Source organism: Mesorhizobium sp. M0088, from assembly GCF_040322895.1.
In the GTDB taxonomy this organism is placed as follows: Bacteria; Pseudomonadota; Alphaproteobacteria; order Rhizobiales; family Rhizobiaceae; genus Mesorhizobium.
In genome coordinates this window covers 502,537-528,964 of record NZ_JAMYUI010000001.1, presented here as the reverse complement: position 1 = coordinate 528,964, position 26,428 = coordinate 502,537, and the positions used below count along the sequence as shown (strand labels likewise).

Sequence of the window (26,428 nt, the reverse complement as noted above, 5' to 3'; positions counted from 1 at the left end):
TTGTGATGGAGAAGCCTGATGTTCCGATGGGGTGTGTTGTCGACGGCCAAGATCGGCCGCGAGCATTTGTTGCCGGCGATGGTCGAGGCGGAGAACGGCGTGCTGTCGGCGATCGCCAGCCGTGACCTGTCGAAGGCCAAGGCGCTGGCCGAGCGCTTCGGCGCGCGCCATGCCTTCGGCTCCTATGAGGAACTGCTTGCCTCCGACGAGGTCGATGGCGTCTACATCCCGTTGCCGACCTCGCAGCATGTCGAATGGGCGGCCAAGGCCATCGAAGCCGGCAAGCACGTGCTGGTCGAAAAGCCGCTGGCGCTCGACGCCAAGGACATTGCCCCGCTGATCGAGCTGCGCGACCAGAAAAAGGTACTGGTCTGCGAGGCCTTCATGGTCATCTACCACCCGCAATGGATCAAGGTACGCGACCTCATCGCCAGCGGCGCCATCGGCCGGCTGCGCCATGTGCAGGGTGCCTTCTCCTACTACAATGTCGACCCCAGCAACATGCGCAACCAGCTCGACCTCGGCGGCGGCGCGCTGCCCGACATCGGCGTCTACCCGACCGTGTCGACGCGCTTTTCGACCGGCAAGGAGCCGCTGCGCGTCCAGGCGACTATCGAGCGCGACAAGACATTCGGCACCGACATCTACTCCTCGATCCGCGCCGATTTCGGCGACTTCGAGCTGTCCTTCTATCTGTCGACGCAGATGGCGGCGCGCCAGGTGATGGTGTTCCACGGCGAGAAGGGTTTCATCGAGCTGTTCTCGCCTTTCAATGCCGGGCTTTACGACCACCACCGCGTCGAACTGCACAACCAGAACCACACCGAGGCGCAAGTGTTCCGCTTTCCCGGCACGCAGCAATACCGGCTGGAGGTCGAGACCTTCGCGCGTGCGGCACAGGGCGGCAAGGAGCGCGTCTTCACGCTGGAGGAATCCGTGCTCAACCAGAAAGTCATCGATGCCATCTTCCGCGCCGGCGGCAAAGAAGGCTGGGAGACCGTCTGACCCCTTGCAATTGAAGTAGCCGGCTAATTCTGGGAGGAAAGATGGCTGACGATGCGGACGTGATCATTGTCGGCGCCGGCCTTGCAGGGCTGGTTGCCGCCGCCGAGCTTGCCGAGGCCGGCAAGAAAATCATCATTGTCGACCAGGAGCCGGAGCAGTCGCTGGGCGGTCAGGCGTTCTGGTCGTTCGGCGGCCTTTTTCTCGTCGATTCGCCCGAGCAGCGGCGCATGCGCATCCGCGATTCGCATGACCTGGCGTTGGAAGACTGGTTGGGCACCGCGGCTTTCGATCGGCCGGAGGATTTCTGGCCGCGCAAATGGGCGGAAGCCTATGTCGGCTTCGCCGCCGGCGAGAAACGCTCCTGGCTGATGCAGCGCGGCCTGAAATTCTTTCCCGTCGTCGGCTGGGCCGAGCGGGGTGGCGGCAATGCCATCGGCCACGGCAATTCGGTGCCGCGCTTCCACATCACCTGGGGCACCGGCCCCGGCGTTCTCGAACCCTTCGTGCAGCGCGTGCGCGAGGCGCAAAAACGCGGATTGATAAGCTTCAAGTTCCGTCATCGGGTCAATGAACTGACGCGGACGGGTGCTGTTGTGACCGGTGTGCGTGGCGACATCCTGCAGCCCAGCGCTGTCGAGCGCGGCCACAAGAGTTCGCGCGAAATATCAGGCGATTTCGAGCTTCACGCGCAAGCGGTGATCGTCGCCTCCGGCGGCATCGGCGCCAACCATCAACTGGTGCGGGAGAATTGGCCCAAACGGCTGGGCGCCGCACCGAAGCGCATGATCACCGGCGTGCCCGATCACGTCGACGGCCGCATGCTGGCAATCGCGGAACAGGCCGGCGGCTCGATCATCAACCGCGACCGCATGTGGCACTATGTCGAGGGCATCAAGAATTGGTCGCCGATCTGGACCGATCATGCGATCCGCATCCTGCCCGGCCCGTCATCGCTGTGGCTCGATGCGCGCGGCAAGCGCCTGCCGGTGCCGCTCTATCCCGGCTTCGACACGCTGGGCACGCTCGCCCACATCATGAGCACCGGCTTCGACTATTCCTGGTTCATCCTGACCAAAAAGATCATCCAGAAGGAGTTCGCGCTGTCGGGCTCCGAGCAGAACCCCGATTTGACCGGCAAGAGTTGGCGCCAGGTGCTCGGCCGCGCCACATCGGGCATTCCGGGTCCGGTCAAGGCGTTCATGGAGAAGGGCGAGGATTTCATCGTCGAGGCCGACTTGCCGACGCTGGTCGCGCGCATGAACGCGCTTGCCGGCGGCGAGCCGCTTCTTGAGGTAGCCCAGGTCGAGCGCGAAATGCGCGCCCGCGACCGGCAGCTCGGCAACCCATTCTCCAAGGACATGCAAATCACCGCTCTGCGCGGGGCGCGCGCCTATCTCGGCGACCGGCTGATCCGCACGGCCAAGCCGCACAAGATGCTCGATCCGGCAAACGGCCCGCTGATAGCGGTGCGCCTCAACATCCTGACCCGCAAGACGCTGGGCGGCCTGCAGACCGATCTCGACAGCCGCGTGCTGGGTGCCGATGGCCAGCCGGTTGCGGGACTCTACGCCGTCGGCGAAGCCGCCGGTTTTGGCGGCGGCGGCGTGCATGGCTACGCGGCGCTTGAGGGCACCTTCCTCGGCGGCTGCATCTTTTCCGGCCGCAGCGCCGGCCGTGCGGTGGCCGCTTCGGTGGGATGAGCGGCGCCTGTCGGCCCTCAGAGTCTAGCCGCGATCACCAGCGCCAGTCGCCCTGTCCAAGCGCGGTCACCGCCTCGGTGATCCGCGTAAAGCTGGCGCGGGCGCGGCCGACCATGTGCCGGCCTCGGAGATAACCATGCACCAGCCCCGTTTCCTCGAACCAGGTTGCGCATCCGCCCGCCGCCACGACCAGGTCGCGATAGGCCTCACCATCCGACGACAACGGGTCGCACTCAGCGGTGATCAGCACAGTCGGCGGCAGGTTGGAGAAGTCGGTGTCGGCGAGCGGCGACAGCGTGATGTCCCCGGTCCTATCAACGCCGCCGGTGCGGATATGCTTGTAGAATTCGAGATCGCGCACGGTCAGCATTGGCGCTTCGGCGTGCTTGACATAGGAGCCTTTCGCGCGGTCTCCGCCGAGGCCGGGATAGATCAGCACCTGGCCAACCGGCCTTTTCGAACGGTCACGCGTGGCGTGACTGACGGCGGCGCAGAGATTGCCGCCGGCGCTGTCGCCGCACAGCACGATAGGATGATCGCGATTGGCGGCGGCCCATTCGAAGGCGCTCATCGCATCGTCGAAGGCCGCCGGATGCAGATGCTCCGGCGCCAGCCGATAATCGACCGAGACCACCTCATAGCCGGTGCGGGCACAGAGCTCGGCGCAGACATCGTCGTGGCTGTCCAGCCCACCGAGGATGAAGCCGCCGCCATGGACATAGAGCACCGTCACCGCAGCTTTGTGTGTGCTTCGGTAGGTGCGGATCGGGATGTCGTGCGTGGGCGTCGCAATGGCTGAGGTTTCGACCGCCACGCCTTCGGGATAGCCGGCGAAGAATTCGCGGCACATGCGGTCATAGATCCCGCGCTGCTGCGCGATCGTGTAGTCGATCGTGTCGGGCGGATAGTAGGAATTGGTCCGCTCTATGAACGCCCAGGTCTCGGCGTCGATGAGGGTTTTGTAATCGGTCATGGGTGCTGGAAAGGCGCCCAAGGCTGAGCCAGGGCGCCCCCCTCTGTCCTGCCGGACATCTCCCCCTCAAGGGGGGAGATCGGATGTTGCGAAGACTTTCGCCAACCTTCTGCGTCGCAAGAAGAGTGCAGAGATCGAAGCTGCCAATCTCCCCCCTTGAGGGGGAGATGGCCGGCAGGCCAGAGGGGGGTAAGCGCCATCGTTCCGGCGGTATCCACTACTTCCCCTTCCAAACCGGCTCACGCTTCTCCGCAAAAGCGCGAAAACCCTCCATGCCATCCTCGGAGCCGTAGAGTGCATCGACCGTCGGCAGCTGGCGGCGGGTCACCTTGTTCATGGCGTCCTGGAAGGTCAGCGCCTCGGCCACACGCGCGGTCTCCTTGATCGCTGCAAAGACCAGCGGCGGGCCGCCTGCGAGCAGCCGGGCGATCTCCCAGACACGGTCCTCGAGCTTCTCCTTGGGCAGCACTTCGTTGACCAGGCCCCAGCGATGCGCCTCGGCCACATCCATCCAGCGGCCGGTCAGCAGAAGGTCCATGGCGACATGGTAGGGGATGCGCTTCGGCAGTTTGATCGTTGCCGCGTCGGCCAGCGTGCCGGCGCGGATTTCGGGGAGCGCGAAGGAGGAATGATCGGAGGCGTAGATGAGGTCGCAGGACAGCGCCAGCTCGAAGCCGCCGCCGACCGCCATGCCGTTGACGCAAGCGATCACCGGCTTGTTGAGGTCGCGCAATTCTTGCAGCCCGGCAAAGCCGCCGACGCCATAGTCGCCATCGACGGCATCGCCGCCGGCAGCGGCTTTGAGGTCCCAGCCGGCACAGAAGAACTTGTCGCCGGCGGTCTTGACGATGGCAACGCGCAATTCCGGATCGTCGCGGAACGCCTTGAAGGTCTCGCCCATCAGCCGCGAGGTCTTCAGGTCGATGGCGTTGGCCTTGGGCCGGTCGAGGGTGACTTCGAGGATCGGGCCCTCGCGGCGGGTCGAAATGACGTCAGACATTCTTGTTCTCTCCCAGCACCAGCAGCGCGTCGGCGATCCAGGCGCCCTTGCCCTCTGCACAGACGATCAGCGGGTTGATGTCGAGTTCCTCGATCTCGCCGGCATTCTCCTGCACGAAGCCGGCAATGCCCGAGATGGCATCGATGGCGGCCGCGACATCGGCTTTCGGCCGGCCGCGATAGCCTTCGAGCAGCGGGAACAGTTTCAGGCCGCGCAGCGCCGCCTCGATATCGTCGCGCGTCGCCGGCAGCATCAGCGTGACGCTGTCGCGCAACAATTCGACCAGCACGCCGCCGGTGCCCAAGGTCATCACCGCACCGAACATCGGGTCGCGGGTGAAGCCGACGATGAGCTCGGCGACACCGTCGCGCACCATGCGCTCGACATAGAGCCCGGTGCCGAGCGGCAACAGGTCATGCGCCGCGGTGCTGACGGATTCGGCATCCCTGAGGTTGAGCCTGACGGCGCCAACTTCGGATTTGTGGCTGACGCCGAGCGCCTTCAGTGCGACGGGAAAGCCGAGCGCCATCGACGAAATCACCGCCTCGACCGCATTGGCGGCCCGTTCGCCTTTCGGCACCGGCAGGCCGGCCTTGATCAGCCGCGATTTTGCTTCGGCCTCGTCGGGCGTGACATGGTCGCCACCAGGCGCACCGGCAGCAGAAGTGTCGATCGGCTGCGCCTGCGGTTCGGCCCAAGCCCAGCCGATGAAGGCCGCCGCCCCGGCGGCATCCATGGCTTCCGAAATGCCGAACAACGGCACCATGCCGCGCGCCATCAGTTCGGCGGTGTACTCCTCCGGCAGGTTTTCCGGCAGCGACGAGACGATCGCGCCATGCGCCTTGTTGGTCTTCAGCGCCGATTCGAAGGCGCGCAACGTCGCCCACCAATCGGTGACCGAACAACGATCAGGTCGCGGAAAATCCAGCACCAGCATGTTGAGGTCGAAGCCGCCCGACACCATGGCGGTGAAGGTGGCGGTCATCGCCGGCTCGTTGTTCCAGATGAAGGTGTGATAGTCCAAGGGATTGGCGACCGCGACCAGCGGCCCGAGCGTCGATTTGACATGGGCGCGGTGGCTGTCGGTCAGCACAGGGAAATTGACCCAGCGCCCTTCGGCGCTGTCGGCCATGACAGAGGCCTCGCCGCCGGAGCAGCTCATCGACGACAGCCTATAGCCGGGTAAAGGTCCGGTGATATGCAGCAGCTTCAACGCTTCGATGAAGGCGGGGATCGAATCGACACGCGCAATGCCGAGCCGCCGCAGGAACGCACCCGAGGCCGCGTCCGAGCCGGCCAGCGAGGCGGTATGCGAGACGGTCGCCTGCCTGGCCTGTTCGGAACGGCCGACCTTCATGGCGATGATCGGCTTTTTCAGCTCGCGCGCCCGTGCCGCCAGCCTCTCGAAGCCGGCTACCGAATCGAAGGCCTCGATATGCAGGCCGAGCGACGTGACCCGCTCGTCCTCGATCAGGCCGAGCGCCATTTCGGACAGACCGGTCTGCGCTTGGTTGCCGGCGGTCATCAGGAAGGCGATCGGCAGGCCGCGCCTCTGCATGGTCATGTTGATGGCGATGTTGGAGGACTGGGTGATGATGGCGACGCCCTTGCCGCCCTCGGCCAATCTTATGCCGCCATGCTGGTCGGGCCACAGCAGCGCGCCGTCGGCATAATTGATCAGGCCGTAGCAATTCGGCCCGATGATCGGCATCGAGCCGGCTGCCGCAACCAGCTCGGCCTGCAGCCGCTCGCCGTCGTCGTCGTAGGCCTCGGTCTCAAGGAAGCCGGCGGCAAAGCAGACGGCGCCGCCGGCGCCGCGCTCGGCCAGCGCCTTGATCACCTCGATGGTCAAATGCCGGTTGACGCCGACAAAGGCGGCGTCCGGCGCGTCAGGCAAATCGGCGACCGAACGATAGGCCTTGCGGCCCGCGACCTCGTCCTTGGTCGGATGCACCGGCCAGATCTCGCCGGCAAAGCCCATCTTGATCGATTGCGCGACGACGGCCGCGGCCTGCGCACCGCCGAAGACGGCGATCGATTTCGGCCGCAGGAGACGCTCAAGTTTATGCATATGTTATGCCCCGAACGGACGCAGCAGCGCCCTTGAAATAATGTGGCGCTGGATCTCTGACGTGCCTTCCCAGATGCGCTCGACGCGCGCGTCGCGCCAGATGCGCTCCAGTGGCAAATCGTCCATCAGTCCCATGCCGCCATGAATCTGGATCGCCTCATCGGCAACGTATGCAAGCATCTCGGTGGCCTTCAGCTTGGCCATGGCCATGTCCTGGTCGGTGACGGTGCCCTGATCGTACTTCCAGCCGGCTTCGAACACCATCAGGTCGGCGGCCTTCAATTCGGTCGCCATATCGGCCAGCTTGAACGACACGCCCTGGAACTTTCCGATCTGCTGGCCGAACTGCTGGCGCTGCGCGGCATATTCGACGGCATGGCCAAGCGCCCGCTCGGCGCGGCCGAGGCAAGTGGCGCCGACCTGCAGCCGGGTGGCGCCGAGCCAGGAATTGGCGACGTCGAAACCCTTGTGGACTTCGCCCAACACTTGGGCGGCGGGCAGCCGGCAATCGTCGAATTCGAGGATGGCGTTGGTGTAGCCGCGATGCGAGACGTTGCGGTAGCCATCGCGGACGGTGAAGCCCTTCGTCCCTTTGTCGACGAAGAATGCGGTGATCTTCTTGCGTTTGCCGCGCGGCGAATCCTCTTCGCCGGAAGCCATGAAAACGATGGCAAAGTCGGCGAGGTCGGCGTGGGAGATAAAATGCTTGGTGCCGTTCAGCACCCAGTCGTCGCCGTCCTGTACGGCGGTCGCCTTCATGCCGCGCAAATCGGAGCCTGCGCCCGGCTCGGTCATCGCCAGGCAGTCCCATTTCTCGCCGCGGATGCAGGGGAACAGATATTTCTCGCGCTGCTCTGGCGTGCCGGCCAGGAGGATGTTGGAGGGCCGCGCCACGCAGGTCCAGTGCAGCGCGTAATTGGCGCGGCCAAGCTCCTTTTCGTAGAGCAGCCAGGTCACCGTATCGAGGCCAGCACCGCCGACATCGGCCGGCATGTTGGCGGCATAGAGCCCGGCTTCGATCGCCTTGACCTTGATCTCCTCGATCAGGTCGCGGCGCAGCACGCCGGTGCGCTCGACCTCGCGCTCATGCGGGTAAAGCTCGTTCTCGACGAACGCACGCGTCGTCTCGACGATGAGCCTCTGTTCCTCCGACAGCCCGAAATCCATGCTCTCAGCCTTTCTTCTTGCCGGGCTTCTTCTTCGGCTTTTCGGCTTTCTTCACCGGTTTCAAGGCTTTGGCCTTCTCGGCCGCCTTGGAGGCCGTGGGCTTCTTCGCCGCCAGCTTGGCGAGCTGCCTGGTATAGTCCTTGTGCAGCGCGCCGGCGCCCCAGCCCTTGCCTTTGTTCTGCTTCGACAGCGCGTCCATGATGGCGACCAGATTGTCGTCGCGGATTTTTTCCAGCTCGCGGATCGACAGCCCATGCGCCTGGTCGTCCGACTGCGTGGCGATCAGGTCGACCAGTTCGTCGTTGAACTCCGGCACATCCATCAGCTTGGTCCATGGCCATTTCAGGCAGGGCCCGAACTGCGCCATGAAGTGGCGCATGCCGGCCTCGCCACCGGCGACGCGATAGACCTGGAACATGCCCATCTGCGCCCAGCGCAGGCCGAAGCCATAGCGCATGATGTCGTCGAGTTCCTCGACCGTGCAGATGCCGTCCTTGATCAGCCACAGCGCCTCGCGCCATGCCGCTTCGAGCAGGCGGTCGCCGACGAAGGCCTCGATCTCCTTGCGGATGACGACCGGCTTCATGCCGATCGAGGCATACATCTCCTTGGCGACCTCGATCGCCTCGGGAAAGGTCTGCTCGCCGCCCACGATCTCGACCAGCGGCAGGAGATAGACCGGGTTGAACGGATGGCCGACGACCAGCCGCTCCGGATGCTTCTTCATCGCCACCTGCATGTCGGTTGGCTTGATGCCGGAGGTCGAGGAACCGACAATCGCATTGGCCGGCGCGTGGGTATCGATCTCGGCGAGCACCCGGTGCTTGAGGTCGAGCCGTTCCGGCACGCTTTCCTGAATGAAATCGGCATCGGCCACTGCCTCGGCGATGGTCTTGGCAAAGGTCAGCTTGCCCTCTTTCGGCAAACCGCCGGGCACCATCTGCTTGTAGGCGCGGCGCGCGCCCTTCATCACTTCGCCGACCTTGCGCGACGCCTCGGGATCGGGATCGAAGATCGACACGTCGATGCCGTTGAGCAGCAGCCGCGCCACCCAGCCGGCGCCGATGACGCCGCCACCGATGGCGGCTGCCTTGTTGATGATGCTCATGCGGAAGCTCCGGTTCTGGTCATGGCGGTTGTGGGATCTATGAGCGGCACGCGTTCGCCGGCGCGGATCACGGACGGGTCGTATGCCTTGCGGGCAAAGACTTCGAGGACGAAGGGCCGGAAGAATTCGATCGGCAGCGTGTCATAATCGGGGTCGAAGCTGGACTGGTCCCAGCGTTCGCAAAACTGGTCGCAATCGTCGAAATAGGCGTGGCCGGCAAAGCGGTCGCGCGCATGGCGGTTACCGCCGAGGTGATGGGCATAGTAGAGCCGCTGGAAGTCGCCATGTTTCTCCACCACCCAAGTGCATTGTTCGCGCACGAAGGGTTTGAGGATCGAAGCGGCATATTCATCGTGATTGTAAGGCGCATAGATGTCGCCGATGTCGTGCAGTAGCGCGCAGGCGATCCAGTCGGTGTCGGCGCCGTCGCGCCAGGCACGCGTCGCCGCCTGCAGCGAATGGCCGAGCCGGGTGATCTTGTAGCCGGACAGGCCCGCGTCGAGCTGCACCAGCGCGTCGAGCAGCCGTTCGCCGGTCCTGGCCGCATAGTCGATTTCATGCGCGGTCAGGAACTCGTAGTCGTCCCGGTCGCCATCCTTCATCGCTGTGAATTTGACGGTAGTCATGTCGACCTCCCAAGGAATAATTTATGCCGCGATCGGCGCCCGCTTGGTGAGGTTGAGCTTCTGCCGCACCTCTTCTGGCCCAAGAATCCTGGCGCCGAGATTGGTGACGATGCTGGCTGCGCGCTCGACCAATTGCGCGTTGGTCGCCAGCACGCCCTTGTCGAGCCACAGATTGTCTTCGAGACCGACGCGGACATTGCCGCCGGCCAGCACCGCTGCCGCGGCATAGGCCATCTGGTTGCGGCCGATAGCGAAGGCCGACCAGTTCCAGGTCGACGGCACATTGTTGACCATCGCCATGAAGGTGTTGAGGTCATCCGGCGCGCCCCACGGTACGCCCATGCAAAGCTGCACCAGCGCATCCGGGTTCAGCACCTTTTCCTCGACCAGTTGCTTGGCGAACCACAGATGGCCGGTGTCGAAGGCCTCGATCTCCGGCTTGACGCCAAGCGCCGTCATCATGCCGCCCATGGCGCGCAGCATACCGGGCGTGTTGGTCATGACATAGTCGGCTTCGGCGAAATTCATGGTGCCGCAGTCGAGCGTGCAGATTTCCGGCAGGCATTGGCGCACATGTTCCATGCGGTTGGTGGCGCCGCCCATGTCGGTGCCTTTTTCGTTGAGCGGCAGCGGCGCTTCCGGCGAGCCGAACACCATGTCGCCGCCCATGCCGGCGGTCAGGTTCAGTACCACGTCGACATTGGCCTCGCGGATGCGTTCGGTCACCTCGCGATAGAGATGCACGTCGCGCCTCGGCTTGCCGGTTTCGGGATCGCGGACATGGCAGTGAACGATCGCCGCACCCGCCTTTGCCGCGTCGATCGCCGAATCGGCGATCTGCTTGGGGGAACGCGGCACATGCGGGCTGCGGTCCTGCGAGCCGCCGGACCCGGTCACGGCACAGGTAATGAAGACCTCACGGTTCATCGCGAGCGGCATGGAATTCTCCTCCATAGAAACAGACCTCAACAATGCCCGACTTGCCGGAAACTGTTTTGCGTTTTACGAAGCTTCCATGACGAAAAGCGAAAAACCAACGATCTTTCGTGCCGAGCGCCTGCCGCTCAAGGTGACGCTGCTGGTGTTTTCCGGCTCGTCCATCATGTGCGTGGCGTCGGCCGTCGATCCGCTGCGCGCCGCCAACCGCATCTCCGGCGAAACCCTGTTCGATTTCAAGCTGGTCTCGGTGACCGGCGAAGCTCCGGTCACCACCTGCGGCCTGCCGGTGGCGGTCAGCGGCCGCTTCGATGCGGCCGATGCAACGGACGTTCTTGTCGTCGTCGCCGGCTTCGGCACCCAGAACTATGCGACGTCAGCCCTGCTCTCCGGCCTGCGCCGGGCGGCGCGCGCAGCACGCGCGTGCGGCGGTGTCGAAGCCGGCACCTGGCTGGTCGCGCGCGCCGGCCTGCTGGAAGGGCGCAGTGCCACCACCCATTGGGAGGACATGGAAGATTTTTCCTCCGCTTTCCCGGGCGTCGACGTGCGTCCGGACCGCTATGTCATCGACGGGCCGGTGTTCACCTCGGGCGGCGCGTCGCCGACCTTCGACCTGATGCTGCATCTCATCCGCACGCGGCTCGGCATGGCCGTCGCGCTCGATGTCGCCAGCGTCTTCATTTACGACCAGGCGCGCGCCGCCACCGACGCGCAGCCGTTGGTCTCGCTCGGCCGCCTCGACGGCTACGACCCGCGCCTTGCACAAGCCATCCGACTGATGGAAGCTCATGTCGACCAGCCCCTGACCATAGAGGCGGTGGCCAAGCGCGCCGGCGTGACGGCGCGAACGCTGGAGAGCATCTTTCGCAAATCGATCGGTGAGACGCCGGGCGCCTATTACCTCAGGCTGCGCCTCGGTGCCGCGCGCCGGCTGGTGGTCGATACGAGGGTTGCCATGGCCGATATTGCCGGGCGGACCGGGTTCTCGTCCGCCGCGGCATTTTCGAGGGCGTTTTCAAGGGCTTTTGGCGAAGCGCCGGTCAGGTTGCGGAGGGGGTAGGTTTCAACGCGCGATCAGGCCGCGTTCTGACGATCGCCGTCGATTTGCGAGCGCATCTGTCTGGCCAGACGGGTCTCGAAGCGGCTGGCCACGGCGCGATCCCATTCATTCGAAATCTTGGCGTCGTCCGTTTTCCTCGGCATCGCCATCAGCCGGTCGATGATCGATCCAGCCTCGCCAGGTGAGAGCAGGGCGTCGATTTCACGTTCGTTCTGCATATCGGTTCGCCTCCTTCTTCCTCTCCCGCCACGAGCCACTCTTATACGAGATTCGTGACGGCAGTTTGAAGGCAAGAGCGAGGTCATTGAAGGGCGTCGAAGGGCAAAACCATGTCGCGAGACCGGGCCATGCGCAAAGCTGTTCCTGCGCCTTGGCAGGTCAGGTCAAGGAGAAATCTACAGCCGCTTTTCGAACAGCACCGTGGTGAAGCCACTGTCCCATTCGTCATCGGGATAGCGATTTTTCTCGATATAGCCGACCGCCTTGTAGAGTGCTTGTGCAGGCAGGTTGAACGTGTCGGTTTCCAGCCGTGCCTGCGCCAATCCGGCGGCGCCGATCGTCTGTTCGGCATGGGCAAGCAATTTGCGGCCGACACCTTGCCCTTGACGGGATGCCATCACGTGCAGGGCTTCGATGAAGTCCGCGCGCCAATGGATCAGGCCGGCGACCTCGCCATCGATCTCGGCAACGGCGAACTCAGGCCAACTCCGGTCGACATAGCGCCCGCCAATATCCGTCTCGACATAGCGCCGCGCCGCTGCTTCGGTGATGTTCGGCAGCCATGTGCCTTCGAACGTTTCCTGCAGCACCTGCTTCAACGCCGGAATATCGCTCGCCTGCGCCGGGCGCACGATGATTCGATCCTCTGCCATTTTCCGTCTCCCGCCAATGCATGTCGCCCAAAAATGCCAGCGGTTTTGGGATGACGACATGCATAAAAATAAAGGCTGCCGCACGGGCTCTCTTTCGGCGACATGCGTGGCATCTTGATCTCACGCTGGCTGCCGAAGATCTGTGCGATCCTCGGCAGCCTCTCGCGAAGTGGGCTGACTAGCAGATAGCGATGGCGGCGGCTTTCAGCCAGTGGTGCCGGATGTCGGTCCAGAGATGGAGCGGCGCGCGCCTTACACGTAGCGGTTGACGATATTTTCCAGCAGTTCCTGGCGGCCGGACCTCGGCTGCGGCTCGATCCTCTTCTTGACGACACGCTCGGCGATATCCTCAAGCGTGCGCTTGCCTGCGAGCATCGCCTTGCCCTCGGCCGTGTTCCAGCCGGCATAACGTTCGGCCAGCGGCGCCGATAGCGCCTTGTCCTCAACCATGCGGGCCGCGGCTTTCAGGCCACGTGCGCAAGAGTCCATGCCGCCGATATGGCCGATCAGCAGGTCCTGCGGATCGAGCGACTGGCGGCGCAGCTTGGCGTCGAAATTGGTGCCGCCGGTCTTGAACCCGCCGGCCTGCAGGACCTGGTAGTAGGCCAGTGCCATTTCCGGCACGTTGTTGGGGAACTGGTCGGTGTCCCATCCCGACTGATAGTCGTTGCGGTTCATATCGATCGAACCGAAAATGCCGAGCGCATTGGCCAGAGCCAGTTCGTGCTCGAAGGAATGGCCGGCCAGGATGGCGTGGCCCTGCTCGATATTGACCTTGACCTCCTTCTCCAGCCCGAAGCGCTTGAGGAAGCCGTAGACCGTGGCGACATCGTAATCGTACTGATGCTTGGTCGGCTCCTGCGGCTTCGGCTCGATCAGGATCGCGCCCTTGAAGCCGATCTTGTGCTTGTAGTCGACGACCATGCTGAGGAACCGGCCGGCCTGTTCCTGCTCGCGGGCGAGGTCGGTGTTGAGCAGCGTCTCATAGCCCTCGCGCCCGCCCCACAGCACGTAGTTTTCGCCCTTCAGCCGCTTGGTGACGTCGAGGCAGCTCTTCACCGTCGCCGCTGCATAGGCAAACACATCCGGATCGGGATTGGTGGCCGCACCCGACATGAAGCGGCGATTGGAAAACAGGTTCGCCGTTCCCCAAAGCAGCTTGACGCCGGTCTGCTTCATCTTTCCCGCGAAGTAGTCGGCGATCTCGTCGAGACGCGCGGCACTTTCGGAAAAGTCCTTGCCCTCCGGCCGCACATCGGCGTCGTGGAAGCAGAAATAGGGCGCGCCGAGCAGCGAGAACATCTCGAAGGCGACGTCCGCTTTCAGTTTCGCCAGTTCCATCGTGTCGGTGCCGCCGGCCTTGGGGAACCACGGCCGGTCGAAGGTCTGGCCGCCGAACGGATCGCCGCCCGGCCAGGCAAAAGAATGCCAGTAGGCGACGGCGAAGCGCAGATGGTCTTCCAGCCGTTTGCCGGCGACGACCTCGTCGGGATTGTAGAACCTATAGGCCAGCGGATTGGTCGAATCCGGCCCTTCATATTTGATTTTCTTGATGTCGCCGAAAAATCCGCTGCTCATGATTTCTGTCCTCTCACAAAGTTCTGCCGCCATTACCTCAGGCGTAATTGGTTTCAGGCCGGCGCTGGTCGAAAAGGGTCATGTCAAAACCGTCAAACGAAGGAGACAGACCATGACCGACCTCAACAAGATTGCCCAAGGCTACATCACCGCCTGGAACGAAAGCGATGCCGGCCGCCGGGCCGACTTGCTCAAGGCGACCTTCACCGAAGACGTCAGCTATCGCGATCCGCTCATGCAGGGCGATGGCCATGCGGGTGTCGCGGCACTCATCGACGGCGTGCAACAGCGCTTTGCCGGCTTCCGGTTCTCGCTGAAGGGCACGCCGGACGGTTTTGCCGACAAGATCCGCTTCTCGTGGAACCTTGGCCCTGAGGGGACGCCTTCTGTGATCGAAGGCACCGATATCGGAATCATCGAGAACGGCCGCCTGAAGAGCGTCACTGGTTTTCTCGACAAGGTGCCGGCGCAGTGAGGACTTCCGGGGGAGGCGGGCGTGAAGCGCCCCCCTCTGGCCTGCCGGCCATCTCCCCCTCAAGGGGGGAGATTGGCTGTCTTTCCCGCCTTCGCTAATTATCAACCTTGCAAGACGAGTAAAGCCGTCAACGCTGCCGATCTCCCCCCTAGAGGGGGAGATGCCCGGCAGGGCAGAGGGGGGCGCCTCGCACTGACTCACGCGGTTACAGCCCTGATTGCCGGGTACAGCGCCCGGTAGCGCTGATAGGCATCGGCATAGACGCCGCCAAGCGCCGCGTCCGGTTCGATCGTCGCATCCGTCCTCGGTGCCGTACAGATTTCAAGCGGATCGGCACCCGTCGCCGCGATCAGGCCGAGCCGCGCGGCGCCAAAGGCGGCGCCGAAATCGCCGTCGGCGGGAATGTCGACAGGCAGTTGAAGCGCGGTGGCAATCGCCTTCAACCAGTAGTGCGAGCGCGCGCCGCCGCCGATCGCCGTCACCCGCGTCAAACTCGTGCCGGCCGTGGCCAGGGCTTCGAGGCTGTCGCGGAAGGCAAAGGCTACACCCTCCAGCACGGCCTGGGTCAGCACGGTACGGCTCGATTCATGCGCCAGCCCGGTGAACGCGCCGCGAATGGCGGCATCATTGTAGGGTGTGCGCTCGCCCGAGAGATAAGGCAGGAAGGACACGCCGCTCGGCGCCTTCAATGTGTCGCCGAGCTCAGTGGTCAATTCGCCGGCGCTCTTCCCGGTGATCTCGGACAGCCAGTTGAGCGAATCCGTCGCCGACAGGATGACACCCATCTGGTGCCAGGTGTTCGGCAGGGCGTGGCAGAAGGTGTGAACCGCGCTGGCCGGGTTGGGCAGGTAGGAAGCGTTGGCGGCAAACAGCACGCCCGATGTGCCGAGCGAGACGAAAGCGTGGCCGGCGCCGACCGTGCCCATGCCGCAGGCCGAGGCCGCATTGTCGCCGGCGCCGCCGGCGATTGGAATGCCGGCCTGGACGCCCCATTTCGAGGCCAATTCACTGCGCAGTACGCCTGCCTTGTGCGTACCCTCGACCAGCGACGGCATCTGCTCCTCGTCGAGCGACGTCGCTGCGAGCAGGTCCGTACTCCAGCGCCGGTTGCCGACATCGAGCCAGGAGGTACCGGCAGAATCCGACATCTCCGAAATGTGTTCGCCCGAAAGCCAGAGCCGCAGGAAATCCTTGGGCAGCAGCACTTTTGCGACCTTGGCGAAGAGAGCGGGTTCGTTGTTTTTCACCCAGGCAAGTTTCGGCGCGGTGAAACCGGGAAAGACGATGTTGCCGGTCAGAGCGCGGAAGCGCGGATCGGCATCGAGCACAGCCGCCTCGGCATGGCTGCGCGTGTCGTTCCACAGGATGCAGGGACGCAGCACCTTGTCGGCGGCGTCGAGCAGCGTGGCGCCATGCATCTGCCCGGACAGGCCAATGCCCTTGACTGCCGCGAGTTCATCCGGATGGGAGGATTTGAGCTCGGCAATTGCGTCTTCGCAGGCCCGGATCCAGTGCTCGGGATTCTGTTCCGACCAGCCGGGATGCGGCCGTGAAACATCAAGCGAACCATGGCCGGAACCGATGACGGTTTGCCCGGCATCGATCAGCAGCGCCTTGACGCCCGACGTTCCGAGATCGAGGCCCAGATACATGTCTTCCTCCCACGCCAGTTAATTTTTTCGGGTCTCGAAAAAATCTGGCTTGGCCAGTTTTTAAAACAAGATCCGCTTCGGGTCAATTCTCCGACAAATCGGCGGCGCGTCGCACAAACAGCGCTGACAGCGGACTGTCGGGCCGCGCCATCGAACGCTCGGCCGTGAGCGCCCTGGCCAGCGCACCGTCACCGGCGCGCAACGCTGCCTCGATCAGCGTCAGGTCGATAACATCGCGCTGGGCGTGGCTGCCGCCGAAGCGATGGGAGATCGATCGGATCGGCCGGATCAGGCGCACGGTCTCGGCGTAATTGCCCTCACCGAATGCCTTGACGGCGAGCGTCAGCGGATGGCCGACATCCCGCGTGAAAGCCGCATTGTCGTCGCTGCCACGCATGGCCTCGCGCTGAGCCTCAAGCAAAGCGAGGGCCGGCGCATCTAACCCTGCACCGACAAAGGCCATCATCGCGTGGGCATCGTTGAAGGCATAATTGCCGGCGCCGGCCTTATGCCAATTGGCGGCGAGCGCCGCCCAGCGGTCGCCGACATCGACGCCGCCGAGGGCGAGCCGCCACAGGACTGCCGAGGCATCGACCATGTTGAGCGCCATCGTCGATTGCACGCTGTAGATGGGGCCGTCATAGAGGGCCAGCACCGCGTCGGTCTCGCCGAGATCATAGTGGAACAGCGCCAGGTGCCACCAATTGTGGACCTGCAGGAAACTCTCCCTTGTCCACGCTTCCGGGTTGGCCTGCATCCAGGCGATGCCATCCCTTTGCCGGCTCTGCATCTCCATAACATGGGCGACGGCATGCTGCGCCCAGCCGTCGCGCGGCTCGATGTCGACCGCCGCGCGGCCAAGCTGCTCGGCCCTGACATAGTCACCCATTTCCTCCAGCCCGAAGGCGTGCATGCCGAGCATGGCGTGGTAGCCGGGCATGCCGCTTTGCCAGGACGGCAGGGCGCGTGCGATGCGGTCGCGCAGCATGCGTGCATTGCCGGTGAAGAAATCGATCTGGTGGCCGACCTGCAGCGCCAGCCCGTCGCGCGGGGTCTCGATGGTGATGTCCTCGAGAATGCGGCTGGCTTGATGCCAGCGTCCGTTGGCGAGATGACCCAGGGCTGTGACATGCGCCCGCTCGCGCGTGGTCGCGGCAAGCGGCAGTGACGCCTCATGGCAAGCCTTGGCCACCGCTGTCGCCTCCCGCTCGGTGGCGAGGCCGAACAGATAGCCCTTGAAGACATGCGCCATGACGAAGCCGGGATCTTCCGCGATGGCGCGGTCGACGGAGGCTACGGGGTCGCCGATGAAGCACTGCAGTTCACGCACCGCCTGGCTGTAGGGGGTGGATCCCGCCGCCGTCGCGCCCGAAAGCGCCAGGCCGAATACGTCCCTGGTTGCCATGCGATGTCCTTTCATCGATTCGTGACAGGGCCTCGATCCTTCGGCCCAAACCGATCCTAAAGCATGGGCCACGGACACGCCAACCGCGCGCTACGCCAGATCATTTCAGTAGTCTTTGCAGTTTAGCAACCATGCGGGGCAGATTAGGCTTTGTAAAATCGAATGAATTGTGTCTTCATTACGGCGGCTGGCGGGGGCTGGAATCGCGAATCGAGAGGGGACGCGATGCGGCATATGAAGAACTCGCCTCCGAACAGTCGTTCGGGGGATGCTCAGGTGGCAGTTGCTTCGCTCCGGCGAAAGCCGCAGCCGCTACACCCGTGGCTTATTAGCATCTTCTCAACTACAGCTTTTGCGTTGCTGCCCAACTCCGCCGCGTTTGCCGCATGCGTGCTGGGTCCATCCGCTGGAAACACCGTCTACACCTGCGATAGCGGCGACTCTGGCGGCAGCCTCACCGATGCCGATGGCGACAACACGCTCAATTTTCCTGCCGGCGGCACCGGGCAGATATCAGGCAATGTCAGCTTTGGCGTCGGCACGGACCGCATCGACATGCAGTCCGGCACCATCACCGGCACCGTCGATCAGGGTGGCGGCACGGATTTTTTCACCATTGGCGCGGGGACCGTCGCCGGCAATGTCCAGCAGGGCGCCGGCATCGACGACTTCAACATGAGCGGCGGCCAGATCGGCTCGCTCAACCAGGGCGACGGCCTCGACACCTTCACCATGACCGGCGGACGCATCGTCGATTTCTTCGACGATGGCGACCGCGCCGTGATGACCGGTGGCCGCATCGGCCGCGTCAACATGAAGCTCGACCAGAATTACTTCAACATGTCCGGCGGCACCATCGACCGCAACCTCGTCACCGGCTTCGACAAGGACACGATCATCCTGTCGGGCGGCACCATCGGCGGCAACATCAGCGTCAGCGGCGGCAATGACAGTGTCACGATCACCGGGGGCACGGTCGGTGGCGATATACTGATGAGTTTTGGCGCCGACGATTTCGTCTGGAACGGTGGCGGCATCATCTATGGCGCCGTCGATCTCGGCGGCGACAACGACACCGCCAGGCTCAGCAACCTCACCAACGCCAATCTCGGTGCCACGGATGCCATATCAGGCGGCCTCGGTACCGACGCGCTGACACTGGACAACGTCAAACTGGATGGGGTCAGCCGGCTCCAGAACTGGGAGAGCATCGACGCCACCAACGACACCGAGCTGACGATGGACAGCAATCTGGTGCTCGGCGATAGCGGCACCGGCACAGGTTCGCTCAGTGTCGATGCCGCGAGCACGCTTTATGGCGGCGGCTTCAACACGGCGATCCAGGCCTTTACGGCGGGCCAGCTGGCGCAGGTCACCAATGCCGGCCGCATCGACCTGACCAATGGCAGCACCGGTGCCACCGACAGCCTGACGATTTCGGGCAACTATGTCGGCCTGGGTGGCCTGCTGCTTATCCAGACCGAGCTCGGTGACGATTCCTCCGCATCCGACAAGTTGGTCCTGTCGAGCGGAACGGCTTCCGGTTCGACCGGGATCTCCGTGGTCAATCTCGGCGGCGCGGGGGCTGCGACCACGCAGGACGGCATCATGGTCGTCCAGGCAATCAACGGCGCCACCTCGGGCGCCACGACATTCGCGCTCGACGCCCCGGTCGCCGCCGGTGCCTTTGAATATTATCTGTTCAAGGGCGGCGTCAGCGCCGGCAGCGAGGAGAACTGGTACCTGCGCTCGACGCTGAACACGCCGGCCCCTCCGGCCGCCGCCCCGCCGGCGCTGGAACCTACTGCGCCGCCGGAACCAGAGCCGCCGGCGGCCGAACCGCCGCCGCCGCCGCCTTCCGAGCTGCCGCCGACGCCGCCTCCGACCGAGGGCGACATCAACAACCCGCCGGTCGATCCGACACCGCCGGTGCAGGCCGCCGATCCGGAGCCCGAGCCGCCGCCGGCACCACCGCCGGCACCAGTTGCGGATCCGCCCCCGCCGCCACCGGTGGTGCCAACGGATGTGCCTGACCTGCCGACACCGGCGGCGGGCGAGGAGATCCTGCTCTATCGCATCGAGGTTCCGGTCTATTCCGCCTTGCCCCCGGTCGCCGAACATCTGGCGATGACGACGCTCGGCACCTTCCACGAACGGCGCGGCGAGCAGAGCCTGTTGTCGAACACCGAGCTGTCGCCGGTCTGGGGCCGCATCTTCGGTCAGGACAGCAAGATGGCGTATTCAGGAACGGTATCGCCGTCCTTCGACGGCACCCTGTTCGGCCTCCAGGCGGGCTTCGATCTGTTCGGCCGCGAAACCGCGTCGGGCCAGACCGATCGCGCCGGCCTGTTCGTCGCCTATGCCAGCATGAATGGCGACGTGCGCGGCCAGGCGCTGGGCTGGGACAATCTGTCCGTCGGCAGCATGGATATCAACGGCACCAGCGTCGGCGGCTACTGGACCCGGATCGGTCAGGGTGGCTGGTACCTGGACGGCGTCCTCATGGCCACCTTCTTCGGCGGAGACGCAACATCGTCGCGCGGCATCGGCATCGACGTCGGCGGGACCGGTGTCACCGCTTCGCTGGAAGGCGGCTATCCCATCGCGCTGGGGCAAGGCTGGACGCTTGAACCGCAGGCGCAACTGGTCTGGCAGCAACTGTCGCTCGACGATGCATCGGACCGCTTTGCTTCGGTTTCCTTTGATACCGACGGCAACGTGACCGGCCGGCTCGGCGCACGGCTGCAAGGCGAAACAACGATCAATGGCATGGCGCTGCAGCCGTACCTCAAGGCCAACATCTGGCACGATTTCGGCGGCACGAGCCATGTCAATTTCGACACCACCGATATCTCCACCGGGGGCAGATCGACCTCGTTCGAGTTCGGCGGCGGTGTGATCGCCAAGGTGACGGACAAGGTCAGCATCTTCGCCACCGGCGACTACACCACCAATCTCGGCGGCGACGAGCGTCGGATCCTCGAAGGCAATCTGGGGTTCAGCGTCAAATGGTAAGGCTGGCCATGATCCCGAAAAACAGTTTCGGGGTCATGGTCAGACAGAGAGCCTAATTGCTGGAGCGCATCGCCACCGTGGCGATGCCGGCGCCGACCAGCAGCGTGCCGCCGGTGCGGTTGAAGATGCGGATCGCCTTGGGATTGCGCACCACGTTGCGTGCGCGTGAGGCGATCAGCGCATAGCCAAAGGCATTGGCGAAGGCGAGCGCCAGGAAGGTCGTCTCGAAGATCAGCATCTGCGTCCAGAAATCGGCGTGCCGGTCGAGGAACTGCGGCAGAAAGGCGACGAAGAAGGTGATGCTTTTCGGGTTGAGCGCGGTGACCAGCCAGGCGTGCGCCATCATCTTGGCCGAGGAGACCGCGTCGGTGCGCGGTTCGGCTTTCAGCGCGCCGCCGGCGCGAAACAGTTTCACGCCGAGATAGATCAGATAGCCGGCGCCGATCAGCTTCAGGATGGTGAAGACGGTCGCCGAAGCTGCCAGCAGCGCGCCGATACCCAGCATCGACAAGGTCATCGCGGTGAAGTCGCCCAGCGCCACGCCGATTGCCATCGGCAGAGCGGTACGCCAGCCCTGGCCCAGCGCGTAGGACACGACGAGAAGGATGGTCGGACCCGGAATGATGAGGAGGATCGTCGACGCGGCGGCGAAGGCGGCCCAGTTTTCGAAGGACATGATCGTCTCCCTTGAGCTTAAAGAAGAGGATAAATCCTTAGGCCCAGGAGAATGTAAAGAGGCGATTTCCCTGACTGCGCCAGCGGCAGATCGGTGTCAGTTCGCGCCGCTCAGCGTGCTCACGATATCGGCCAGGCTGACATTGGCACCGAGAACGGTTGCCGCCGCGACAATGGCAGCGGCAAAAAGCTTGATGTCGGTTTTTAAGATCTTGCACATGGAGGCCCCTCGCTGATGGTTTGAGGAGTAGGAAACGCCGGCGCCGGGAATATGACCCGACCGAGGTCTCTTTGTGCAGCAGCCTTCGTTCAAGCCCAGGCAAGAAGGTCGGACATCGTCAAGGCCATGCGCAAATGCAGGCTGTGCAATGTCTTCACGCTTTATCAACCATGAATGATGAAAATGCCCGCTATCCGGCCGGACCGTGCTTCCCGCCGACAGCGTAGGGTCTGGGTATATGCGTGAGTTGCCGCAAGGTCTGACGCCGCCGGGAAATGGCGACGCAATCGAAACCGATCATCATCTTTCCCGCCGCGCCATCCTGTCCGGGGCAGGGGCGCTCGCGCTGCTGAGCGCCGCCGGTTGCTCGACCTCGGGCTTGGGTCTGCCGGCGCTCGAGCTCGACGACGTCACCACGGGTTCCGTGCGGCCGATCCGGCCAAGCATCAGCGTCGACAAGAACATCACCAGCCCCGGCGTCATGTATGCCGGGCTGACCGACGGCGGCTTCAACGTGCCGGAAGTGCCATATCTGAAGGTCAAGCCGGAATTCCGCCGCCAGATCGTCGTCGACACGACAGGCGAGGCGCCCGGCACCATCGTCGTCCATCTCAAGGAGCGCATGCTCTATCTCGTCCAGCCGGGTGGCGACGCCATTCGCTACGGCGTCGGCATCGGCAAGGATGGCTTCCGCTGGTCGGGTCGCGCCAACATCCAGTACGGCAGGGAATGGCCGACCTGGACGCCGCCGCCGGAGATGATTGCCCGCAAGCCTGAACTGGTGAAATGGCAAGCCGGACAGCCCGGCGGCCTCACCAATCCGCTCGGCGCGCGTGCCCTCTACATCTACCAGGACGGCAAGGACACCGGCTATCGCATCCACGGCTCGCCCGAATGGTGGAGCATCGGCCAGGCGATGTCGTCGGGCTGCGTGCGCCTGATCAACCAGGACATCATCGACCTCTACAGCCGCGTCTCCAAGAAAAATCCGGTCGTCGTCGTCTGACGCTTATGCGGCGTGTTGGCGCCGCTCGAAACTCCCGTTGCGCGATGCGGCAAGACAGGCCAAGGTGCCTTGAAAACCATCGCGCCGGGAGAAATCAAGCATGGCTGGAACGTTTGTCATCGCGCAGGGCGGCGGCCCAACCGCCGTCATCAACCAGACGGTTGTCGGGGCGACACTGGAGATCCGCAAGCGGCATCCAGGTGCCAAGGTGCTGGGCTCAATCCATGGCGTGCGTGGCATCCGTGACGGCAATTATGTCGACCTTTCCGCCATCCCCGAGGACCGGCTGCGGCTGATTGCCGGCACGCCGAGCGCCGCCCTCGGCTCGACCCGCGACAAGCCCGACGCCGCCTATTGCGATGTCATCCTCAACGGCCTGAAGAAGGCCGGCGCCGACGCCTTCATCTATATCGGCGGCAACGACACGTCGGGTACCCAGCAGATCCTGACCGATGCCGCCGGCGGCTCAATTGCCTTCGTCCATGCGCCAAAAACCATCGACAATGATCTCGAGGAAAACGACCACACGCCGGGCTTCATTTCGGCGGCCGAGTTCGTCGCCGGCGCCTTCCTGTCCGTCGATCTCGATTTTCGTGCGCTGCCCGGCATCTATGTCGGCATCGTCATGGGCCGGCATGCCGGCTTCCTGACCGCGGCTGCCGCTGCCTGGCAGCTCGACCCCGACAGCGGCCCGCACCTCGTCTACGTGCCCGAGCGCCCATTCTCGGCCGCCGGCTTCATCGACGACGTCCGCGCCACGCTCGATCGCCACAAGCGCTGCATCGTCGCCGTTTCGGAAGGGGTCAGCACCGCCGACGGCAAGGCACTGGTCGAAAGCCTGGTGCCGCCGGACCAGCTTGAGCGCGACGCGCACGGCAACGTCAAGCTGTCGGGCAGCGACCTGCCGGCCGCACTCGAGCGCGCGTTGGCGGAAGGCCTGCCGGGCAAGCGGGCCCGCGTCGATGCGCTCGGCTACATGCCGCGCGGCTATATCGGCGCCATCAGCGCGGTCGACGCGCAGGAGGCGTTCGATGCCGGCGCTTTCGCCGTCACCGTCGCCGAACAGGGCGGCGGCTCGGTGGCCCTGCAATATGACGGCACCAGAACGGTGCTGAAGAAAGTGCCGCTCAAGAACGTCGCCGGCAAGACACGCCACATGCCGGACGATTTCATGAAGCCCGATGTCAATCAGCTGTCGGATGCCGGCATGGCCTATCTCAAGCGGCTGGTGCCGGAAAAGTACAAGGTCGGGAAGCCCTTCGTCTGATGCCGGGCTCACACTTGATGCCCGGCTCACAGGTGATGCCCGACTGGTTCAGCAGGAGCGTCGTCGACGACAAGACGACGATGCTGACCGAGCCCTTCGTCCATGCCTATGTTCGGGCCAATATCTGGCATCTGCGCGGTCGCGATGCCGACCTGCTCGTCGACACCGGCATGGGCATCTGTCCGCTGGCGCCGCAGATCGAGACGGCGGAGGGCAAGCCGCTGCTGGTCGTTGCCACCCACATCCATCTCGACCACGTCGGCTCGCTGCATGAATTCCCGTTGCGGGCCGGGCCAAGGATGAGCGCGGCTCGGTTCGAGACCATGGATGAGGCCGCGACCTACGCCTACATGTTTCATGACCTCGAGGGTGCCGTCTCGAAACCGCCGGCGCCTGGATGGAAGTCGGCCGACTACAGGATCCCGCCCGCGCCGTTGACGCGAACCCTGGACGAGGGCGATGTCGTCGATCTTGGCGACCGGCAATTTCGCGTGCTGCATTTGCCGGGCCATTCACCGGATTCGATCGCGCTGTTCGACGAGGTCGACGGCCTGTTCTTCAGCGGCGATGCCATCTACGACGCCATGCTGATCGACGACCTGCCGGATTCCGACGGAGCCGCCTATGTCAGCACGATGCAGCGCCTGCTCGACCTGCCGATCCGCATCGGTCATGGTGGACACGGACCGAGCTTCGACGGCAAGCGCATGCGCGATATTGCCACGGCCTATCTCGAGCGAACCGCCGGTGGCTGAGGCTCCAGCGAGACGGCAAGGTGCGGCCCGACGACTTTGCGAACCTGCCGCCGTGCGGATATTAAATCTTCGTAAGGTCGCCCGGAAACCCTAAATCGGGCCAATCCGCGCCCTAGATGCAAGGCCGTCGATCCGGTTGGCTGCCATGTAGGCGAGACGGGCAATTGCGAACCTCGACACGCCGATGACCGATTTCCCCGCACGGGAGAGGCCACGGCGCTGGATCAACTCTCGCCCGGACAAACGACCATGTCAGATATTCTTCGCAGGCATCGCGTCGCGGCCTTGCTGGGCGCTGCGCTGATCATATCCCCCTTCGTCATGTCTTTCGCCCAAGGCGAGAGCAACACTATTCCGACAACCCAGACACCTGTCGCCGGCATCACCGCGCCCAATGGCTCGTTCGCACCCATCGTTGCCGCCGACAAGCCGGCGGTGGTGACGGTCACCACCGTCATGAAGGCACAGCCTGAAACGATGAGCGATGCCTCTCCTTTCGACGGCGGCTCGCCTTTCGATGATTATTTCCGCCAGTTCTTCGGTGACCAGGGCATGCCGACGCCGAAGACGCCGCCGCAACAGCAACCGCAGCGCGCCGAGGCGCTGGGTTCCGGCTTCATCGTCGGCGCGGATGGCACCGTCGTCACCAACAACCACGTCATCGATGGTGCTTCTTCGATCAAGGTGACGCTCGACGACGGCACCGAACTTCCGGCCAAGCTCATCGGCCGCGATGCCAAGAACGATCTCGCCGTACTCAAGGTCAAGTCAGACAAACCCCTGCCGACCGTCAAATGGGGTGATTCCGACAAGCTCATGCCAGGCGACCAGGTGCTGGCCTTCGGCAACCCGTTCGGCATCGGCACCACCGTCACGGCAGGTATCGTCTCGGCGCGCGGCCGTGACCTGCATAGTGGCCCGTTCGACGATTTCATCCAGATCGACGCGCCGATCAACCACGGCAATTCCGGCGGCCCGCTGGTGGATGTCGCCGGCAATGTCGTCGGCATCAACACGGCAATCTATTCACCCAATGGCGGCAGCGTCGGTGTCGGCTTTGCCATTCCATCGGATCAGGCCCAGAAGGTGGTCGCCAAGTTGATGAAGGGCGGCTCCATCCAGTACGGCTATCTCGGCGTACAGATCCAGGAGGTGACACCGGATGTCGCGAGCGCCATCGGGCTCGACCATTCCGGCGGCGCACTGGTCTCAGAGGTCAACGATGGTTCGCCGGCGGCCAACGCCGGCATCGAGACGGGTGACGTCATCACCAGCTTTGCCGGGCAGGACGTGAAGGACCCCAAGGACCTGTCGCGGGCGGTCGCCGATGTCGCGCCGGGCGCCAGGGAAACGGCGGATGTCTGGCGCAAGGGCAAGCCGATGCGGATTTCCGTCGATGTCGGCCAGAACAGCGCCGATGCGAAGACCGCGTCGCTGGACGACGGGTCCGACGCGCCGAGCGCCGGGCGCGCTCCGGCGATAGGGCTCGGCTTGATGGATATAACGCCCGACATTCGCCAGCAGATGAACCTAGCCGGCAAGCAGCACGGCGCGGTGGTTGCCAGCGTCAACCCCGACAAAGCGGCCGCCGCTTCCGGAATACAGGCCGGCGACATCATCGTTGCCGTCAATCAGGTGCCGGTCAAGAACGCCAGGCAGGTAACCCAGGCGATCGCCTTGGCCGGCAAGTCCGGCAGGAAATCGGTGCTGTTGCTGATCGAGCGTGGCGACGCTCAAATGTACATCGCGGTGCCTTTTGCCAATGGCTGAGAAATGGCGTTGACGTGAACATGGGAGCGGCAGGTCCATCGGTGACGATCCCGCCGGTCTCCGCCCGTCAAGATTTCGGTTGCCCGTCACGG

23 protein-coding genes are annotated in these 26,428 nt (G+C 64.2%); 9 read left to right on the top strand and 14 right to left on the bottom strand.

Annotated features, from left to right (window positions below):
* Positions 1-18: 18 nt before the first annotated feature.
* Both NKJ67_RS02395 and NKJ67_RS02390 read left to right on the top strand, forming a co-directional pair.
* Positions 19-1,005, top strand: a complete 987-nt coding sequence (locus NKJ67_RS02395; protein WP_127396056.1) for a Gfo/Idh/MocA family protein — start codon at positions 19-21, stop codon at positions 1,003-1,005.
* Between the two features lie 41 nt (positions 1,006-1,046).
* Complete coding sequence (locus NKJ67_RS02390; protein ID WP_292337555.1) at positions 1,047-2,705, top strand: FAD-binding dehydrogenase; 1,659 nt, start codon at positions 1,047-1,049, stop codon at positions 2,703-2,705.
* Between the two features lie 34 nt (positions 2,706-2,739).
* Here the strand turns inward: NKJ67_RS02390 and NKJ67_RS02385 are convergent, their stop codons facing one another.
* The 7 genes from NKJ67_RS02385 to bcoG form a co-directional block, all read right to left on the bottom strand.
* On the bottom strand, positions 2,740-3,678 hold the full coding sequence (locus tag NKJ67_RS02385; RefSeq protein WP_292337556.1) for an alpha/beta hydrolase: 939 nt from the start codon (positions 3,676-3,678) through the stop codon (positions 2,740-2,742).
* A 217-nt stretch (positions 3,679-3,895) separates the two neighbouring features.
* Positions 3,896-4,678, bottom strand: a complete 783-nt coding sequence (locus tag NKJ67_RS02380; protein ID WP_256746616.1) for a carnitinyl-CoA dehydratase — start codon at positions 4,676-4,678, stop codon at positions 3,896-3,898.
* Positions 4,671-6,749: an acetate--CoA ligase family protein gene (locus NKJ67_RS02375; protein WP_352580294.1), complete on the bottom strand. Its 2,079-nt coding sequence runs from the start codon at positions 6,747-6,749 to the stop codon at positions 4,671-4,673. Before NKJ67_RS02375 ends, NKJ67_RS02380 begins: the two co-directional genes overlap by 8 nt.
* Positions 6,750-6,752: 3 nt before the next feature.
* Positions 6,753-7,916: an acyl-CoA dehydrogenase family protein gene (locus NKJ67_RS02370; protein WP_023810592.1), complete on the bottom strand. Its 1,164-nt coding sequence runs from the start codon at positions 7,914-7,916 to the stop codon at positions 6,753-6,755.
* Between the two features lie 4 nt (positions 7,917-7,920).
* On the bottom strand, positions 7,921-9,024 hold the full coding sequence (locus NKJ67_RS02365) for a carnitine 3-dehydrogenase (protein ID WP_127269385.1): 1,104 nt from the start codon (positions 9,022-9,024) through the stop codon (positions 7,921-7,923).
* Positions 9,021-9,650, bottom strand: coding sequence for an HD domain-containing protein (locus tag NKJ67_RS02360; RefSeq protein ID WP_127269384.1), 630 nt, complete (start codon positions 9,648-9,650; stop codon positions 9,021-9,023). The genes NKJ67_RS02365 and NKJ67_RS02360 overlap by 4 nt, the downstream gene beginning before the upstream one ends.
* Before the next feature lie 21 nt (positions 9,651-9,671).
* Positions 9,672-10,589, bottom strand: a complete 918-nt coding sequence (gene bcoG / locus NKJ67_RS02355) for a 3-dehydrocarnitine:acetyl-CoA trimethylamine transferase BcoG (RefSeq protein ID WP_127269383.1) — start codon at positions 10,587-10,589, stop codon at positions 9,672-9,674.
* A 76-nt stretch (positions 10,590-10,665) separates the two neighbouring features.
* On the opposite strand from bcoG, the gene NKJ67_RS02350 reads away from it, so the two are divergent.
* Positions 10,666-11,646: a GlxA family transcriptional regulator gene (locus tag NKJ67_RS02350; RefSeq protein ID WP_352580292.1), complete on the top strand. Its 981-nt coding sequence runs from the start codon at positions 10,666-10,668 to the stop codon at positions 11,644-11,646.
* Positions 11,647-11,660: 14 nt separating this feature from the next.
* On the opposite strand, the gene NKJ67_RS02345 is transcribed toward NKJ67_RS02350, so the two are convergent.
* The 3 genes from NKJ67_RS02345 to xylA form a co-directional block, all read right to left on the bottom strand.
* A complete protein-coding gene (locus NKJ67_RS02345) occupies positions 11,661-11,864 on the bottom strand; it encodes a hypothetical protein (RefSeq protein ID WP_127398055.1) in 204 nt (67 codons plus the stop codon).
* Between the two features lie 177 nt (positions 11,865-12,041).
* Positions 12,042-12,518 (bottom strand): GNAT family N-acetyltransferase, encoded by a 477-nt coding sequence (locus tag NKJ67_RS02340; protein WP_352580290.1) that lies wholly within the window; start codon positions 12,516-12,518, stop codon positions 12,042-12,044.
* 252 nt (positions 12,519-12,770) lie between these two features.
* Positions 12,771-14,096, bottom strand: coding sequence for a xylose isomerase (gene xylA / locus NKJ67_RS02335; RefSeq protein ID WP_352580289.1), 1,326 nt, complete (start codon positions 14,094-14,096; stop codon positions 12,771-12,773).
* Between the two features lie 112 nt (positions 14,097-14,208).
* Here xylA and NKJ67_RS02330 point away from each other — a divergent pair, with 112 nt between their 5' ends.
* Positions 14,209-14,571, top strand: a complete 363-nt coding sequence (locus NKJ67_RS02330; RefSeq protein ID WP_352580287.1) for a nuclear transport factor 2 family protein — start codon at positions 14,209-14,211, stop codon at positions 14,569-14,571.
* Positions 14,572-14,768: 197 nt separating this feature from the next.
* Here the strand turns inward: NKJ67_RS02330 and xylB are convergent, their stop codons facing one another.
* On the bottom strand, positions 14,769-16,223 hold the full coding sequence (gene xylB, locus NKJ67_RS02325) for a xylulokinase (RefSeq protein WP_352580285.1): 1,455 nt from the start codon (positions 16,221-16,223) through the stop codon (positions 14,769-14,771).
* 82 nt (positions 16,224-16,305) lie between these two features.
* Entirely contained in the window at positions 16,306-17,628 is a 1,323-nt protein-coding gene (locus NKJ67_RS02320; RefSeq protein WP_127270193.1) for a tetratricopeptide repeat protein, read from the bottom strand.
* A 225-nt stretch (positions 17,629-17,853) separates the two neighbouring features.
* On the opposite strand from NKJ67_RS02320, the gene NKJ67_RS02315 reads away from it, so the two are divergent.
* Positions 17,854-20,643, top strand: coding sequence for an autotransporter family protein (locus NKJ67_RS02315; RefSeq protein ID WP_352580284.1), 2,790 nt, complete (start codon positions 17,854-17,856; stop codon positions 20,641-20,643).
* A 52-nt stretch (positions 20,644-20,695) separates the two neighbouring features.
* Here NKJ67_RS02315 and NKJ67_RS02310 read toward each other — a convergent pair whose 3' ends face one another.
* Together NKJ67_RS02310 and NKJ67_RS02305 are read right to left on the bottom strand one after the other, a co-directional pair.
* Complete coding sequence (locus NKJ67_RS02310; RefSeq protein ID WP_352440485.1) at positions 20,696-21,319, bottom strand: LysE family translocator; 624 nt, start codon at positions 21,317-21,319, stop codon at positions 20,696-20,698.
* A gap of 96 nt (positions 21,320-21,415) precedes the next feature.
* A complete protein-coding gene (locus tag NKJ67_RS02305) occupies positions 21,416-21,538 on the bottom strand; it encodes a hypothetical protein (protein WP_127270199.1) in 123 nt (40 codons plus the stop codon).
* Between the two features lie 238 nt (positions 21,539-21,776).
* On the opposite strand from NKJ67_RS02305, the gene NKJ67_RS02300 reads away from it, so the two are divergent.
* From NKJ67_RS02300 to NKJ67_RS02285, 4 genes are all read left to right on the top strand, one after another.
* Entirely contained in the window at positions 21,777-22,544 is a 768-nt protein-coding gene (locus NKJ67_RS02300; RefSeq protein WP_352580283.1) for a L,D-transpeptidase, read from the top strand.
* A gap of 100 nt (positions 22,545-22,644) precedes the next feature.
* A complete protein-coding gene (locus tag NKJ67_RS02295; protein WP_127270203.1) occupies positions 22,645-23,811 on the top strand; it encodes a diphosphate--fructose-6-phosphate 1-phosphotransferase in 1,167 nt (388 codons plus the stop codon).
* Between the two features lie 35 nt (positions 23,812-23,846).
* Positions 23,847-24,566 (top strand): MBL fold metallo-hydrolase, encoded by a 720-nt coding sequence (locus tag NKJ67_RS02290; RefSeq protein ID WP_256746750.1) that lies wholly within the window; start codon positions 23,847-23,849, stop codon positions 24,564-24,566.
* Between the two features lie 249 nt (positions 24,567-24,815).
* Positions 24,816-26,336 carry a DegQ family serine endoprotease gene (locus NKJ67_RS02285; protein ID WP_352580281.1) on the top strand — a complete coding sequence of 507 codons (1,521 nt, stop codon included), beginning with the start codon at positions 24,816-24,818 and terminating at the stop codon, positions 26,334-26,336.
* The last annotated feature ends 92 nt before the right edge of the window (positions 26,337-26,428 follow it).

Bases quoted from the DNA above. Each gene is read 5' to 3' on its own strand.
- NKJ67_RS02285 (WP_352580281.1), top strand. From the start codon at position 24,816: ATGTCAGATATTCTTCGCAGGCATCGCGTCGCGGCCTTGCTGGGCGCT.
- NKJ67_RS02385 (WP_292337556.1), bottom strand. From the start codon at position 3,678: ATGACCGATTACAAAACCCTCATCGACGCCGAGACCTGGGCGTTCATA.
- NKJ67_RS02375 (WP_352580294.1), bottom strand. From the start codon at position 6,749: ATGCATAAACTTGAGCGTCTCCTGCGGCCGAAATCGATCGCCGTCTTC.
- xylA (WP_352580289.1), bottom strand. From the start codon at position 14,096: ATGAGCAGCGGATTTTTCGGCGACATCAAGAAAATCAAATATGAAGGG.
- NKJ67_RS02350 (WP_352580292.1), top strand. From the start codon at position 10,666: ATGACGAAAAGCGAAAAACCAACGATCTTTCGTGCCGAGCGCCTGCCG.
- NKJ67_RS02360 (WP_127269384.1), bottom strand. From the start codon at position 9,650: ATGACTACCGTCAAATTCACAGCGATGAAGGATGGCGACCGGGACGAC.
- NKJ67_RS02290 (WP_256746750.1), top strand. From the start codon at position 23,847: ATGCCCGACTGGTTCAGCAGGAGCGTCGTCGACGACAAGACGACGATG.
- NKJ67_RS02365 (WP_127269385.1), bottom strand. From the start codon at position 9,024: ATGAGCATCATCAACAAGGCAGCCGCCATCGGTGGCGGCGTCATCGGC.
- NKJ67_RS02330 (WP_352580287.1), top strand. From the start codon at position 14,209: ATGACCGACCTCAACAAGATTGCCCAAGGCTACATCACCGCCTGGAAC.
- NKJ67_RS02305 (WP_127270199.1), bottom strand. From the start codon at position 21,538: ATGTGCAAGATCTTAAAAACCGACATCAAGCTTTTTGCCGCTGCCATT.
- NKJ67_RS02370 (WP_023810592.1), bottom strand. From the start codon at position 7,916: ATGGATTTCGGGCTGTCGGAGGAACAGAGGCTCATCGTCGAGACGACG.
- NKJ67_RS02380 (WP_256746616.1), bottom strand. From the start codon at position 4,678: ATGTCTGACGTCATTTCGACCCGCCGCGAGGGCCCGATCCTCGAAGTC.
- NKJ67_RS02390 (WP_292337555.1), top strand. From the start codon at position 1,047: ATGGCTGACGATGCGGACGTGATCATTGTCGGCGCCGGCCTTGCAGGG.
- bcoG (WP_127269383.1), bottom strand. From the start codon at position 10,589: ATGCCGCTCGCGATGAACCGTGAGGTCTTCATTACCTGTGCCGTGACC.
- NKJ67_RS02395 (WP_127396056.1), top strand. From the start codon at position 19: ATGTTCCGATGGGGTGTGTTGTCGACGGCCAAGATCGGCCGCGAGCAT.
- NKJ67_RS02310 (WP_352440485.1), bottom strand. From the start codon at position 21,319: ATGTCCTTCGAAAACTGGGCCGCCTTCGCCGCCGCGTCGACGATCCTC.
- NKJ67_RS02340 (WP_352580290.1), bottom strand. From the start codon at position 12,518: ATGGCAGAGGATCGAATCATCGTGCGCCCGGCGCAGGCGAGCGATATT.
- NKJ67_RS02345 (WP_127398055.1), bottom strand. From the start codon at position 11,864: ATGCAGAACGAACGTGAAATCGACGCCCTGCTCTCACCTGGCGAGGCT.
- NKJ67_RS02315 (WP_352580284.1), top strand. From the start codon at position 17,854: ATGCGGCATATGAAGAACTCGCCTCCGAACAGTCGTTCGGGGGATGCT.
- xylB (WP_352580285.1), bottom strand. From the start codon at position 16,223: ATGTATCTGGGCCTCGATCTCGGAACGTCGGGCGTCAAGGCGCTGCTG.
- NKJ67_RS02295 (WP_127270203.1), top strand. From the start codon at position 22,645: ATGGCTGGAACGTTTGTCATCGCGCAGGGCGGCGGCCCAACCGCCGTC.
- NKJ67_RS02300 (WP_352580283.1), top strand. From the start codon at position 21,777: ATGCGTGAGTTGCCGCAAGGTCTGACGCCGCCGGGAAATGGCGACGCA.
- NKJ67_RS02320 (WP_127270193.1), bottom strand. From the start codon at position 17,628: ATGGCAACCAGGGACGTATTCGGCCTGGCGCTTTCGGGCGCGACGGCG.